Consider the following 15,520-nt stretch of genomic DNA (forward strand, 5'->3'; position numbering starts at 1 on the left):
TAAAGCTATTTACTTTACTACAAGCGCAGCGCTTTTATTCTGAACCGACTATAGATATCTACTGAACATTTATATTTCTGACTCCCAATGTATTATCCCTTCACTTTCGGTAAAAACCAAACTATAAACACAAACAGAATTAAGTAAATTACCTTATAAATATTATGCTAATGTATTTGGAATATAGAATATATTTTTTTATAAAAGAATACTTTGCAGCATAGTTTTAGTGATTAAGCATTCATATGCTGTAAGTGAGGGATTTCATTTCAGCGATATTAAGGTCAAATAAAATAAGGGATTATTATTGATTAGGCTAAAGGAGAACCGAGTAATGAAAAATATTGGTATAGAAATGCACAAGCTTTGTGAAAAGCTTTTCCCGATATGTCGTAGCATAACTGGAATTGGTTTTCGAGAATCCTTAAATATTCTAAAAAACGATATGCAATTGAATGATTTGAATGTGTTTGAGGTAGCAACTGGTACCAAATGCTTTGATTGGGAAGTCCCAAAAGAGTGGAATATTAGAGACGCCTATATCATTACTCCTGATGGCAAAAAGATATGTGACTTTCAAGTTTCTAACCTTCATGCCGTTGGTTATTCTATACCCGTAAATCAAGAAATATCGCTTGAAGAATTGCAGAAGCATCTTTACTCATTGCCAGAACAACCGAATGCGATACCCTATATAACCTCATACTACCAAGAAAGATGGGGTTTTTGTATCGCTCAACAAGAGAGGGACATGCTCAAACCAGGTACCTATAAAGTATATATAGACAGTGATTTAGAGGAAGGAAGCCTAACCTACGGGGAGTTGATCATTCCAGGTGAAACGGAAGAGGAGGTCTTTTTATCAACCTATTTGTGTCACCCCTCAATGGCAAATAACGAGCTATCAGGACCGGTGGTAACAGTATTTTTGGCAAAGTGGCTTTTAAGCTTACCATTTAGAAAATATACTTATCGTATTATTATCATCCCTGAAACTATTGGCTCAATCACATACCTCAGTCGTCATCATGAAGCAATGAAACAAAACATTATTGCTGGCTTTAATATTACCTGTGTAGGTGATGATAGGGCTTACTCATATTTGCCTTCCAAAACCGGTGACACATTAGCAGACCAAGTGGCAAAACATGTTTTAACCCACACACATCCAGAGTTTGTCAGTTACTCTTTCTTAGACAGAGGAAGTGATGAAAGACAGTACTGTAGCAAGGGTATAGATCTGCCTGTATGTTCAATTATGAGAACAAAGTATGGATGCTATCCAGAGTATCACACCTCTTTAGATGATTTGGAGCTAGTCACTGCTACTGGGCTGCTTGATAGTTATGAAGTGCTAAAAAAATCGATTGAATGTCTTGAAGCTAATGAAGTACTTGCAACAAGCTTTTTATGCGAACCACAACTTGGCAAGAGAGGTTTACATCCCACAATCGGTACCAAAGACAGTAGCTTAGTTGTCAAAAATATGATGAATTTTCTGGCTTACTGTGATGGAGTAAGCACAAATCTAGAAATAGCAGAAAAAATAAATGCCCCATTATGGGCGTTGCAAGAGACTATAAATAAGCTGAAAGCGGAAGATTTATTGATAAGTGTTGACTTGGTGTCAGATCATAACGATATTTATGAATATTCAAAATTGCTAGTTTAACCTTTACATTAGTTTTTAAGCTGCTTATTTTTACACATCGAATACTGTAACGTAGGTTTTTTCTAATTTTTTTTTGACTGTAGGTAACTGTAATTCCTGCTAACTGGTAAAGAGCTTTGGCTTAAATGTATGAATAATCATATATTTAAGCCAAAGCTCTTTTTTTTGATGACTAATTTTTGTCATTTATATTACGTTTAATTTATTTTTGCTAGTTACATATTTAAGTATCGACATTAATAAATATATATATGCTTTATTTTGCATATTAATGTGTGTTATAGTTTTGTTAAGTTTATTACAGAAAAAATTATCGAACAATATTTGGTAGCGTTGCAACTGGTAGAGGGATTTTACATGTTGACTAATAGCACTATTCTCATCACTGGCGGCACAGGTTCATTTGGTAATACCTTTTTACCCATGACCTTAGAAAAATATAATCCTAAAAAAAACATCATCTTTTCACGTGATAAGATGAAGCAGTGGGAAATGGCAAAAAAATTCGTCGGTGACGATAGAGTGCGCTTCTTCATCAGCAATGTCCGTGATAAAGAGCGCTTATATCGTGCATTAGACGGCGTTGATTATGTTGTCCATGCTGCTGCTACTAAAATTGTACCTACTGCTGAATACAATCCCTTTGAATGCGTAAAAACCAATATTAATGGTGCAATGAACTTAATTGATGCCTGTATTGATAAAGGCGTTAAAGGTGTGGTTGCGCTCTCTACTGATAAAGCCAGTAGCCCGATTAATCTTTATGGTGCTACTAAACTTGCTTCCGATAAATTATTCGTAGCGGGTAACGCTTATTCTGGAGAGCATGGCACTAAGTTTTCAGTGGTACGTTATGGTAATGTCATGGGTTCTCGTGGCTCAGTGATTCCTTTTTTTATGTCTATTAAAGATAAAGGTGTGCTACCGATTACAGACGAGCGTATGACTCGCTTTATGATTTCATTAGAAGATGGCGTTAAGTTAGTTTGGCATGCATTCGAAGATATGATCGGTGGCGAGATTTACGTCAAAAAAATACCTTCTATGAAGATGGTAGATTTAGCCCGAGTAGTTGCACCAGAAGCCAAGCAAGAGATTATAGGCATTCGTCCCGGTGAGAAACTACATGAACAAATGATTAGTAGCGAAGACGCTTGTTACACCTATGAGTATCCTGAGCATTTCAAAATTTTGGCGCTGATACATAACTGGGCAATATGTCCAAAACGAATCAAAGATGGCAAAAAGGTACCTAAAGGTTTCGTGTACGCCAGTGACAGCAATTCAGAGTGGATGTCTGATGGCGATCTACAAGATTGGCTTGAGATAAACTACGAAAAAATAGGGAGTATATAAATGATTCCCTATGCCCGCCAAGACATCAATCAGCAGGATATTAATGCTGTTGTTGAAGTCCTTAAATCAGATTTTTTGACTCAGGGCCCTCAAGTTCCTGCATTTGAACAGGCCATTATAGATGCGTGTGATGCCAAGTATGCTGTTGCTGTTAATAGTGCGACATCGGCATTACATATCGCTTGTTTGGCTTTAGGGTTAGGCAATGACGATTGGCTTTGGACAACACCTAATACTTTTGTCGCTTCAGCAAATTGTGCTCTGTATTGCGGTGCCAAAGTTGATTTTGTTGATATCGACCCTCGTACTTATAATCTTTGCGCGAAGCAATTAGAGAAAAAGCTTATTGCAGCGGAAAAGGTAGGAAAACTACCCAAAATATTGATCCCTGTGCATTTCAGTGGTCAATCATGTGATATGCAAGCGATCCATGAGTTGGCTAAAAAATATAGTTTCAAAATTATTGAAGATGCCTCACATGCGATTGGTGGTAAATATCAAGATGCAGCCATCGGTAATAGCCGCTATAGCGATATCACTATATTTAGTTTTCATCCGGTCAAGATAGTCACCAGCGCTGAAGGTGGCGCTGCCGTGACCAATAGGGCAGATCTAGCAGAAAAAATGTATTTACTCCGCAGCCATGGGATTACCCGTGATGAAGAGTTGATGACGCAAGATATGGATGGCCCTTGGTATTATCAGCAAATTGCATTGGGCTTTAACTATCGAATGACAGAGTTGCAAGCCGCTCTTGGGCTATCACAAATGCAACGGTTAGAAGAGTTTGTTATCAAGCGTCACGAGCTAGCGTCTCGCTATGACGAGCTACTTCACGATCTACCAATTACCTTGCCCTGGCAGCACCCCGACAGTTATTCAGCCAGGCATTTATACGTCATTCGTCTGCAATTAAAACAAATTAATACCACCCATCTTGATGTGTTTAACGCGCTGCGGGCGGCAGGAATTCAAGCTAATCTGCATTATATCCCTGTACATATGCAGCCCTATTATCAAAGGCAAGGGTTTGAATCGGGTCAATTCCCTGAAGCGGAACAGTATTATAATGAAGCAATCAGTATCCCCCTGTTTTCAGCGATGACTGAAGGGCAACAAGACACTGTATGCTCGACGCTGAAAACCATATTGAGTAAAGAATCATGAATATCCTAGCGCACAGTCACAAGCTTGCGCTAGGAACGGCGCAATTCGGACTGAAATATGGTCTAGCCAATATGGCAGATAAAGTACCAAGAGACATGGTTGAGCAATTACTTAAAGTAGCCAGCGCATTTAACATAACCATGCTCGATACTGCTATTGCTTATGGTGACAGCGAACAAGTCTTAGGTCTGCATAACCTTACGAAGTTCGAGATAGTAAGTAAGTTACCGGCAGTGCCGTCCAATTGTCTAAACGTAGAAGAATGGGTGCTAGAACAAACGATGTCTTCATTAAAACGTTTAAAAACGGACAAATTGAACGACTTGTTATTACATAGGCCAGCCCAGTTGCTAGGGACAAACGGAGAGAAAATATATAAGTCGATATTAAAACTCAAAGAGCAGGGCATGGTAGACCAGATTGGAGTTTCTGTTTATGGTCCTGATGAGTTATCCGAGCTTATTAAAAGGTTTGATTTTGATGTTATTCAAGCGCCTATGAATATATTTGATAGGCGCATGGAGAATACAGGAATGCTTAAACATTTGAAGAAAACAGGCGTAACTATCCATATTAGATCGGCATTTTTGCAAGGTCTTTTATTGATGCCAAGTGAAAAGATTCCAGTATATTTTGCTCCATGGGCACCATTAATTAAACAGTACCATCAGTGGTTAAATCAACAAAGCATTTCTCCTTTGCAGGCCTGCTTAAGCTATGTTAACCAACATAGTGATATCGATAAAATCATAGTCGGAGTAGATGATATTTGGCAGCTGAAACAAATAATTGCTGCAATTGATATTCCTATCACTGACCTTCCTGACTTCTTACAATCAGTAGATGAAGGTTTGCTTAATCCGTCGAGGTGGCAGCGATGACATTAAAATTGGGGGTCATCGGCTCATCTGAAGGTAATGGACATCCTTATTCGTGGAGCGCTATTTTTAATGGTTATGATTCGGTGGAAATGGAAAAATGTGGCTATCCTGTCATACCACGTTATTTAGAGCAGCAACAATGGCCTGCGAGTCAAATCAAAGAGGCAAGAGTTACTGCTATTTGGACGCAAGATATAGCGCTTTCTCGGCACATTGCCAAAGCCGCAAAAATCGAGCACGTTGTGACTTGTTACAAAGATATGATTGGGCAAGTAGATGCCGTTCTGTTGGCGCGTGATGATGCCTATAATCATTTGCAGTATGCCGAACCATTCTTACGTCAAGGCATCCCTATTTATATAGACAAACCCATTGCACTATCAATTAATGATTTAGATAGGTTATATGCATTAGAGTACTGTTCAGGTCAGATTTTCACTTGTTCAGCGCTCAGATATAGCAAGCAGTTAGCCCTAACTACGACGGATAGGCAAAGTTTAGGGCATATAAAACAGATCATCGCATTTACCCCAAGATCATGGTCTAAATATGCTGTTCATATTATTGAGCCTGTGCTGAACATGCTCTCTGAGGGTGACGAGATAGTCGAAATGATTTCTCCTGCCTGTCATAGAAGTGATGGCTCAGGTAGCCTAGCGGTTTGTTGGAGCAGTGGTATACAGACCAATTTTTTTGCGCTTGGTAATGGACAGTCTCCAATCTCGATTAGAGTATTTGGTACGAGTGGTTGGAAGGACTTTACATTTACAGATTCATTCTCAGCTTTTAAAGCAGCTTTGCAGGCTTTTATACAAGGTATCTCAGACAAGAAGGTAATGTCAGATAGAGCATTTAATACAACAGTGGTTCAACTGCTTGAAAGAGGTTGCCAATGAAAGAGACGATCTTGATTACTGGTGGTACAGGTAAATTCGGCAGGCAATTTGTCAAGCATTTTGCAACTAAGGGCTGGCAGGTGTTATTTACGACGACCTGTCAAAATAATGCCGATAAGCTAATGGCAAAGATAGGCAGTGACTATCGTTTGATGCCGCTAATAGTTGATTTTACTAAGCCGCAAGCAGTACAGGACATCATTAACCGCGTTCAAGGTTCTGGCTATACCATTAATCACTTGGTAAATAATGCACGTAGTTTGGGTTTTTTGCAGACAGATTCATTAGGTCAGACCAGCCGTGAAGACTTTTTAGCTGAATATTTAATGGATGTCGTCGTACCCTATGAGCTATCAATGGGGCTATTCAATATTCAGCCAAAAGAGCTAAGCACCGTCACCAATATAGGTTCTCAGTACGGCGTCGTCGCTGCCAACCCTGCTTTATATGAGGATTATCCAAGACAATCGCCTATTCAATACAGTGTTGCTAAAGCAGCATTGATACATTTAACAAAGGAGTTGGCTGTACGTTTTTCTGATTTCGACATAAGGGTTAATTGTATTGCCTATGGTGGTGTCAGTGGACGTGTTGATGATAGCTTTGAAGCCAGATACGCAAAGCTTACGCCAAGTGGTCGTATGCTATCTGAGTCTGAAATCATAGGGCCTCTAGATTTTCTAGTTTCGGAAAACTGTAAAGCAATCAATGGTCAAACCATTCAGGCAGATGGCGGGTGGACATTATGGTGAAACGTAGAATAGCTATTATTCCTGCTCGCGGCGGGTCGAAGCGAATCCCGAAAAAAAACATAACCGATTTTAATGGTCTGCCGATGATTGCATGGACGATTAAAGCGGCGAAAGAATCTAGATTGTTTGATCGAATCTTGGTATCTACCGATGATTCAACGATAGCTGAGGTGGCAATAAACGCTGGTGCGGAAGTGCCTTTTCTACGTACTGATTGCGCTGATGATTATTCCACAGTAAGCGAGGCTACGACATTTGCTTTACAGCAGGCTATGGACTATTGGCAAGAAGAGTACAACGTGGTGGTCCAATTGATGGCTAATTGTCCATTACGAACTAGTGCGGATATCCAGTTGCTAGTTGCTACATTTGAAGCAAAGAAGCGCACGGCTCAAATTAGCTGCTTTGAATATGGATGGATGAACCCGTGGTGGGCGGCAACGATTGATGATGTAGGCAGACCCACTCAGATTTTTTATGAAACGTTGAATCAGCGTTCGCAAGACTTACCAAAACTTTATTGTCCAACGGGTTCGATTTGGATATCTACAGTGAAAGCACTGGTAACCCATAAAACATTCTACTCACCAGATCATACATTTGAGCCTATATCATTAAAAAGCGCAATGGATATAGACAGCTATGAAGATCTAAAGATTGCCAATGCATTATTACTAGCTAGTGATTACTCATCATGACAGCGAAAAAGTACAAGATCGTCTTTCGTTGTGATGCTTCTATTCAGATAGGAACTGGTCATGTGATGCGTTGCTTGACTTTAGCTAATGAAATGGCTCAACAAGGAGCTGAATGTATTTTTATATGCCGTAGACACCACGGGAATTTGATTGAGGAAATTCAGCAGCATGGATATAAAGTGTATTCACTTCCTTTAGAAAATGACTTGTATATTGAAACGAATAATAAAACTGTACTTGCCCACGCTGATTGGCTGGCTAGTACACAACACAGAGATGCGGAATTAAGTATCTCGATAGTAAAGGCGATACAACCTGATTGGTTGATTGTTGATCATTACTCTTTAGATGAGAGTTGGGAAAAAGGACTGCAACCCTATTGCAAAAAGATAATGGTCATCGATGATTTGGCAGATCGAAAGCATGATTGTGACATTTTACTTGATCAAAACTTTGGTCGTGATCCGCAAGACTATGCCGCCTATGTTAATGAAGATTGTGAATTACTATGTGGATCTAAATATGCATTACTGAGGCATGAATTTGCACAATGGCGAAGCTACAGCTTAGAGCGGCGTCAGCATAATAAATTGGCAAGTATTTTGATTAATTTAGGTGGGGTTGATAAGGATAATATTACAACCAAAATCCTGAAAGGACTGCAAACGAAATCTTTACCTGATCACTGTTCAATGAACATCGTTATGGGTTCGACATCACCATGGATTGAAGCAGTAAAACAACAAGCCGCAATAATGCAGTGGCGTACGGTAGTAAAGGTAGGGGTAGATAATATGGCTGAGCTAATGGCCAGTAGTGATTTGGCTATTGGCGCCGCAGGGTCAACATCATGGGAGCGATGCTGTTTGGGACTTCCAACTATTATGCTGGTTTTAGCGGATAACCAACAGGTTATTGCTAACGCATTAGAAGCTGTGGGAGCTGCACTGACATTCGATATAACTATGTTGGAGGCTGAGCCACTAGCATTTGCTAAAGGGATAGAGTCAGTCGCACCTAAGATGAGAGAGATGAGCAAGACGGCCAGTAAAGTTACTGATGGGCTTGGAGCGTCACGCCTCTCAAGATTTTTATTTCAATAGGCCGAAAGGAAATGCTATGAAAATCAGTTTCCTATGTAATGACCTTAGCCATCCCGTTAATGACTATCTATATGCATGGATAAAAAAGAACAATAGCAAACATGAGATAGAGCTAGTGCGTCAGAAAAAGGATCTGTCCGGAGGTGACATATTATTTCTCATTTCCTGTACAGAGATTATAAATAGCCAAGATCGCATGGCTTATATTAACTGCCTAGTAATTCATGCCAGTGACTTACCTAAAGGTAGGGGCTGGAGCCCACATATATGGAGCATTATAGAAGGTAAGGAGGAGCTGACTTTAACACTGTTAGAAGCTAATAATAAGGTTGATAGTGGCAAAATATGGAAAAAATTAAATTTTCAAGTACCCAAACATGCACTATGGAATGAAATTAATGCTCAGTTATTTGAAAAAGAAATTGAGTTAATAGATTTTGCGGTTGGTAATTTTAAGAGTGTTTCAGCTAAGTCACAAGCCCTAGATATAGAACCGACGTATTATCCAAAGCGGACACCAAATGATAGTGAAATTGATCCCTATAAAAGTATTGAGAGCCAATTTGATAAAATTCGAGTCTGTGATCCTTATCGTTTCCCCGCATATATAGAGCTTTATGGAGAGAGATATAAGCTTATTCTGGAGAAGGTAAATGACAAATAATATTCATATTGATGGTCGCATCATAGGTCGTAATCAAGCCCCTTATATCATTGCTGAGATGTCGGCAAACCATAACGGCCAACTTGATATAGCTCTGTGTATTATAGAAGAGGCCAAACGCGCCGGTGCTGACGCTATTAAAATGCAAACATACAGACCTGACACGATTACTTTAAAGTCAGACTTGCCGGATTTTCAAATTTCAGATGGTTTATGGGCTGGACGTACTTTATATGATTTGTATGATTGGGCTCATACTCCTTGGGACTGGCATAAGCCGCTGTTCGATCATGCTCGTCAGTTAGGTATTACGATATTTAGCTCTCCTTTTGACAGCACCGCTGTAGACCTACTCGAGGACCTAGGAGCACCTGCATACAAAATAGCATCTTTTGAGGCCGTTGATTTAGCATTGATTAAGTACGTTGCTAGCACTGGCAAGCCGATGATTATATCTACTGGTATGGCCAGTGCCGAAGAGATAGAAGAAGCGATAAATGCTGCACGTGTAGGCGGCTGTAAGGAGCTTGCTATTTTGCACTGTGTCAGTGGTTACCCAGCGCCTGCAGCCGATTATAACCTACGTACTCTTGCAGATATGATAGAGCGCTTTGGGCTAGTGACAGGTTTGTCAGATCACACTCTTGATAACACCACCGCAATCACAAGTGTCGCCCTTGGAGCCTCTATCATCGAGAAGCACTTCACCCTTGATCGTAATGGTGGCGGACCTGATGACAGTTTTTCATTGGAGCCTGCAGATCTGATTGCGCTATGTCGCGATACTAAGACAGCGTGGCAAGCGCTTGGACAGGTAGATTACAGTCGAAAAGCCAGCGAAAAAAATAATATCAAGTTTCGGCGCTCATTATATTTTGTAAAAGATATGGCAGAAGGCGATACGATAGCTGAAGACTCTGTACGCAGTGTGCGTCCTGGATTTGGATTGGCGCCAAAATATCTGCATGAAGTGATAGGTAAAAAGGTAACACGGAACGTCAATGCCAGCACTGCTCTTACTAGCGATACCGTAGAAGGATTGTTTGAATAGATTGTAAGAATATAGGTAGGAGGGTCGAACGATTAAATATATTGGAGTGTATAAGATGGATGTGTTTATCGTAAGAACTAGACTACAGTCTTTAATTGTTGAAAAGATAATAAATGTAGAGAATATAAGTAGGTATATCTTAGTATTTTGTTATCTGGATAATAAATATGAAGATGACTCTGAATATTATACTACTTATAAAAAAATCAGGAAAAATGCTTTTTTTACTATAAGTGTATTTTGCAGTAGTAGAATTTCAGTCAATTTTTTAAAGTTTACCGTATTACAGTTAATGGCACTTATAACCAACGGTAAGATTTTTTTAGCCGTAATTGATAGCTATCCTTTCGCACTTTCAAATATATTTTTTCCTAGTTTAGAGATTAATACATTCGACGATGGCTCATACAATGTGATTAAGTCTTCAGTGTATTTTAATGAGAACGCTCTCGCTAGAAAAGGAGTAAAAGGACTTATTTCTAAAATGGTTTTCCCTAATGGGGGAGCTAAGTATTTAAGAGATAAAACCAAGCGTCATTATACCGTTTTCCCTGATTTAGATAATATCGTAGAAAAAGATAGGGTAGTCAATCTTGATTGGGATTGGAGTGAACTGTTAGATAGCAGGGATTTAGATAAATTGCCGATGAATACTAATACTATTTTATTAGGAACCGCGTTTCAAGATTTCAGCATTAGGCAGCAAGTAAAGCTTAAAAAAAACGTAATGAAAATCATTGATGATGTAGGGTTGTATATCATGCATCCGCGGGAAGAGAGTTGGTTTGAAAATACAAAAGCAGTTAAATTGCATAGTCCTGCAGAAGCAGTACTAAAGTATATGCAGAGTGCTAATAATAACGAATTAACCGTATACCATGTTGACACAACCGTCTCTTATTCCTTAAAAGGTAATGAGCATATCAGATTTATTGACTTGCTTTCTGAAGTTTGATTAATAGTATTAAAAAAGTAGTTTTTTATAAGCGGTTTTACTAAGTAAGATTATACGAGTTATAGAAAGTATTTCTATGAATACGAAGGAAAATATATAACAAGATTCTTAGACAACAATCTGCTTAAAAAAGGCTAAATAATAATGAAAAAAATTGCGTTTTTTTTACCAGATCTTCGGTGTGGCGGAGCAGAAAAGGTAGCTCTTTTGCTAGCTAACGAGTTTATCAAACAAGGTTTTAAAGTTGATATGGTCTTGAGTAAAGCTCAGGGAGAATTCTTATTAGAGCTAAACAGCCAAATTCGAATCGTAGACTTGAAAGCAGATCGCATACGTTATGTGTTTAAGCCCTTATTAAAATATTTTAAAAGTGAAAAGCCGGATGTGGTATTAGCATCGATGTGGCCTTTGACTTTATTGGCAGTTGTTGCATTCAAATCAGCCAAACTATCTGGCTCGGTTTTAGTCTCAGATCATACCACCTTTTCTCAAGCTCCTTTGATGAAAAAAAGATCAACGCGCTGGTTTTTTAAATATAGTTTAAGTTTGGTTTATCCTTTTTCTGACGCGATAGTTGCAGTATCTGATGGTGTTGCTGATGATTTGTGCGGACTAGGTGGGCTAAGACGTAAAAGTATTACCGTTATATCTAATCCTGTAGAAATCAATACAGATCTTTGCCCAAAAGAGGAAGGCTTTAGAAATTGGAAAAATCATAAAGGCAAAAAAATAATCGCTGTTGGGGCTTTGAAAAAGGAAAAAGACTACCCATCGCTACTAGAAGCATTTTCCCTGCTTCTTAAAAAAGAAGATGCTTACCTAACGATATTGGGGCAAGGAGATTTATTAGCTGATCTAAAAGCTCTAGCCGTAAAGTTAGAGATAGCTGAACGGGTTAACTTTGCAGGTTTTAGTAGAAACCCTTCTGCATGGATGGCTTCATCTGACTTATTAGTTCTTTCATCTAACTGCGAAGGCTTTGGTAATGTATTAATTGAAGCCCTGAGTGTTGGTACACCGGTGGTTTCTACCGACTGTCAGTCAGGACCAAGAGAAATTCTTGAAAACGAGCGGTATGGAAGGTTAGTGCCAGTTGGTGATATTAATGCTTTAGCCAACGCTATGCATAAATCCCTTAATGACCAACATAATATAAATGCTTTAAAGAGTCGTGCAGCTGATTTTTCAGTGGATAAAATTGCGAAACAATATATTGGAGCTATTAAATAATGTGTGGATTATTAGGAATAGTAGATTATAAAAAAAGTATAAATGCGAGTTTATTTAATGAGATGTTAAATAGCTTGAAACACCGTGGTCCAGATGATGAAGGTGTAGAGGTTTTTTCTTTAGATTCATGCTCTACATTTCTAGGTCATAGAAGGCTATCAATAATAGATATCAGTTCTAATGGTCATCAGCCTATGCTCTATGAGCACCTAGCTATTATATACAACGGAGAGGTTTATAACTTCAAGGATATACGGCAGGACTTAATATCAGAAGGTTATTCGTTTGACTCAAATAGTGACACAGAAGTAATTTTAAAATCTTATCATTTTTGGGGAATAGATTGTGTAGAACGATTTAGAGGTATGTTTGCCTTTGCAATTTACGATTCTGAACAACAAGAAATTATAATTTTCCGAGATCGTGCAGGTGTAAAGCCTTTATATTACTCTCAAACAGATAACGCATTAATGTTTTCAAGCGAATTAAAGCCTCTTATGAAATATCCTGATTTCAATAAAGAGATAGATTTCGAAGCGGTATCTTCTTATCTGCAGTTTGGATATATTCACGCTCCAAAAACTATATTTAAAACTGTCCAAAAACTACTTCCTGGATATTATTTAAAATACGATATTGGATCAAAAGTTTTGGTAAAAGAGCGCTACTGGAATATTAATGATTTTTATGAGAATCAAGTTGCAAGAGAGGATATTGCAGAAGAGTTAGAAGCTACTATCATTGAAGCTTTCAATCTCCGTATGATAGCAGATGTCCCTGTAGGTGTTTTCCTTAGCGGTGGCATAGATAGTTCTTTAGTAGCAGCAATCGTCCAAAAATATAGCAAAATACCTATTAATACTTTTACTATTGGGTTTGAGGATGAGAAGTACGACGAATCTAACTATGCCAAAGAAATCGCTAAATACTTAGGTACAAATCATACCGAGCTTATTTGTAACAAAGAAGACGCTTTAGCAATTATAACGAAGTTACCAAAGATATTCGATGAGCCATTTGCAGATAGCTCTGCTATACCAACTGTTTTAGTTTCTGAACTTGCAAAAAAACAAGTGTCAGTTGTGCTCTCTGGTGATGGGGGTGACGAATTATTCTGTGGGTACCCAAGCTACGTACTTATGGAAAAAAGGTTTAAATTGCTATCTAAAGTTCCATTTAGAAAAATATTAAGAAAAATATCTAATATATTTCCTGTTCCTATTTTTATACAAAATAAATTTAATGGAAAATTGTACAATAAAGTCATAAAATTTAAAAATATGCTAGATCATAATGATATCGTGAATACTTTCAAAGTTGCAAATTCTGTATTTTCAAAAGATGAGATTAAGGGTTTAATAAGAGAAGGTTATTTTTTCTCTAAAGATATACCTGCTACTACATCGAACTTAGAAAAAATGATGATTTCAGATTTCAAGGGTTATTTGCCTGATGATTTAATGGTTAAAATAGATAGGTCGACAATGAGTGCGTCTTTAGAAGGACGAGAACCCTTGCTTGATCATAAGATAATTGAATTTGCTGCAAGCTTACCAGTTTCTTATAAAAAAAATAAAGAGATATTAAAAAATATTCTAGGCCATTATATTCCTGAAGAGCTATTTCTTAGGAAGAAACAAGGTTTTGGTATACCAATAAATGATTGGCTCCGAGAAGATCTTAAGTATCTTGTAGACCAATACTTGGGTGAAGAGTTAATAAAAAAATATAATGTCTTTGACTATGATTATATATCAAAATTATTAGAAGCATTTTATGCGAAAAAAAACGATGATAACAAGGTTTGGGTTTTACTAATGTTTCAAATGTGGCTTTCAGAAAATATAGATTTTGTTAAATGTAATAAATAGTTTTTATCAAGTGATAATAAAGGTTTCGATATGATTATTTTACTTTTGTATGATTGCTTTATACCCTTAATCGAATTTAAAAAATTAAGTTCTTTAAATTCGTATAAACCATAGGTTGGTTTTTAATTATATTTATATTGATAGGATACAATTAAAGGGAAAGGTGGGTTGATGGGAAGTCAATTGTTGAAAAGAATTATGTTTTTTATGCTAGCAGAAAAATCTAGATTAGAGTCTAGAAGGGAGAAGTTGGTTAAAAATAATATAGTGACAGTTCTTAACTTGCATAGAGTGTCGCCTGACACAGGTAGTGCGTATAAGGCAATATGTCCCATATTTTTTGATAAGCTACTTGGTTATCTGACGAAAGAATTTCATATCTGTTTATTTGGTAATTTTGAAAGAATAAAAACGCACAAACCAAAATTAATATTATCATTTGATGATGGCTACAAAGATTTTATAGATTATGCGGTACCCATATTAGAAAAGCATAATGTTCGAGTCAATCAAAATGTAATTCCTTACTGTATCGAAACCGGCTTACCACCTGTAAATGTCTTGCTACAAGACTTTATTGGAAAAGCGCCTGCTGAACTTCTAAAAAAAATACCTCTAGAGATAGATACTGCTATTATTAACCGTGATAAATTGGGCATAAAAGCATCTTTTTTCATTAAATACCTTCCTGAAGCTGAATTTATACCTTGCAGGGCTGAGTTACTAGGATTTCTACTAAACTATCCAGAGTTCCTTTGTGCTTCAGTAATGACCAAAAAAGATATCATGCAGATATCTCCAATGCATGAAATTGGCGCTCACTCCTTTGAACATTTATCAATGGAAAATCAAAATGAAGAATATTTTTTAAATGATCTGAGAAAATGTAAAAAATATTTTTTAGAAAGCCTGCAACTTGATTGCGATATTTATTGTTTCCCAAATGGCAGTGCCACAGCTGAGCAGATAGTCCTCGCTAAAGAATACGGTTTCCGGAGTGTTTTATTGGTAGGTGATAAGTATAGTGATGCTACTAGCGGTGTTTTTAATAGATTTACATTTGATGTCAGTAGTATGGAAGAGGCAAAGTACAAATCATTTGGTAGAAGAGCTCTATTAATATAGAAATTATGTTGAAGCTATAGTTTTTTTATAAATTTATTATAAGAGAAAGGTTTTAGTGTAATTTTATCGTTATGTGTTTATTACCATAATATAGCTAGC

14 protein-coding genes are annotated in these 15,520 nt (G+C 37.5%); all 14 read left to right on the top strand.

Going from position 1 to position 15,520, the window contains the following annotated elements; translation table 11 throughout:
- Positions 1-334 precede the first annotated feature (334 nt).
- On the top strand, positions 335-1,672 hold the full coding sequence (locus JMW39_RS11945; RefSeq protein WP_201546730.1) for a DUF4910 domain-containing protein: 1,338 nt from the start codon (positions 335-337) through the stop codon (positions 1,670-1,672).
- Positions 1,673-2,029: 357 nt separating this feature from the next.
- Complete coding sequence (gene pseB, locus JMW39_RS11950) at positions 2,030-3,028, top strand: UDP-N-acetylglucosamine 4,6-dehydratase (inverting) (RefSeq protein WP_201546740.1); 999 nt, start codon at positions 2,030-2,032, stop codon at positions 3,026-3,028.
- Complete coding sequence (gene pseC / locus JMW39_RS11955; RefSeq protein ID WP_201546748.1) at positions 3,029-4,195, top strand: UDP-4-amino-4,6-dideoxy-N-acetyl-beta-L-altrosamine transaminase; 1,167 nt, start codon at positions 3,029-3,031, stop codon at positions 4,193-4,195.
- A complete protein-coding gene (locus JMW39_RS11960) occupies positions 4,192-5,076 on the top strand; it encodes an aldo/keto reductase (protein WP_201546750.1) in 885 nt (294 codons plus the stop codon). Before pseC ends, JMW39_RS11960 begins: the two co-directional genes overlap by 4 nt.
- On the top strand, positions 5,073-5,972 hold the full coding sequence (locus JMW39_RS11965) for a Gfo/Idh/MocA family oxidoreductase (protein ID WP_201546766.1): 900 nt from the start codon (positions 5,073-5,075) through the stop codon (positions 5,970-5,972). The genes JMW39_RS11960 and JMW39_RS11965 overlap by 4 nt, the downstream gene beginning before the upstream one ends.
- Positions 5,969-6,724 (top strand): SDR family oxidoreductase, encoded by a 756-nt coding sequence (locus tag JMW39_RS11970; RefSeq protein ID WP_201546768.1) that lies wholly within the window; start codon positions 5,969-5,971, stop codon positions 6,722-6,724. The genes JMW39_RS11965 and JMW39_RS11970 overlap by 4 nt, the downstream gene beginning before the upstream one ends.
- Positions 6,718-7,422 (top strand): cytidylyltransferase domain-containing protein, encoded by a 705-nt coding sequence (locus JMW39_RS11975; protein WP_201546770.1) that lies wholly within the window; start codon positions 6,718-6,720, stop codon positions 7,420-7,422. The genes JMW39_RS11970 and JMW39_RS11975 overlap by 7 nt, the downstream gene beginning before the upstream one ends.
- On the top strand, positions 7,419-8,525 hold the full coding sequence (gene pseG / locus JMW39_RS11980) for a UDP-2,4-diacetamido-2,4,6-trideoxy-beta-L-altropyranose hydrolase (protein WP_201546779.1): 1,107 nt from the start codon (positions 7,419-7,421) through the stop codon (positions 8,523-8,525). The genes JMW39_RS11975 and pseG overlap by 4 nt, the downstream gene beginning before the upstream one ends.
- A gap of 16 nt (positions 8,526-8,541) precedes the next feature.
- Complete coding sequence (locus JMW39_RS11985) at positions 8,542-9,189, top strand: formyltransferase family protein (protein ID WP_201546781.1); 648 nt, start codon at positions 8,542-8,544, stop codon at positions 9,187-9,189.
- The gene (gene pseI / locus JMW39_RS11990; RefSeq protein ID WP_201546789.1) at positions 9,179-10,240 is read left to right on the top strand and encodes a pseudaminic acid synthase; all 1,062 of its coding nucleotides are present in this window, start codon (positions 9,179-9,181) and stop codon (positions 10,238-10,240) included. The genes JMW39_RS11985 and pseI overlap by 11 nt, the downstream gene beginning before the upstream one ends.
- A 55-nt stretch (positions 10,241-10,295) precedes the next feature.
- Positions 10,296-11,195 carry a glycosyltransferase family 52 gene (locus JMW39_RS11995; protein ID WP_201546791.1) on the top strand — a complete coding sequence of 300 codons (900 nt, stop codon included), beginning with the start codon at positions 10,296-10,298 and terminating at the stop codon, positions 11,193-11,195.
- A 144-nt stretch (positions 11,196-11,339) separates the two neighbouring features.
- Positions 11,340-12,425, top strand: coding sequence for a glycosyltransferase (locus JMW39_RS12000; protein WP_201546793.1), 1,086 nt, complete (start codon positions 11,340-11,342; stop codon positions 12,423-12,425).
- A complete protein-coding gene (gene asnB, locus JMW39_RS12005) occupies positions 12,425-14,296 on the top strand; it encodes an asparagine synthase (glutamine-hydrolyzing) (RefSeq protein WP_201546795.1) in 1,872 nt (623 codons plus the stop codon). Before JMW39_RS12000 ends, asnB begins: the two co-directional genes overlap by 1 nt.
- Before the next feature lie 171 nt (positions 14,297-14,467).
- A complete protein-coding gene (locus JMW39_RS12010; RefSeq protein WP_201546797.1) occupies positions 14,468-15,421 on the top strand; it encodes a polysaccharide deacetylase family protein in 954 nt (317 codons plus the stop codon).
- Positions 15,422-15,520 lie beyond the last annotated feature (99 nt).

Origin of the sequence: Psychrobacter immobilis (assembly GCF_904846175.1) — a bacterium.
GTDB classification, from domain to species: Bacteria; Pseudomonadota; Gammaproteobacteria; order Pseudomonadales; family Moraxellaceae; genus Psychrobacter; species Psychrobacter immobilis_E.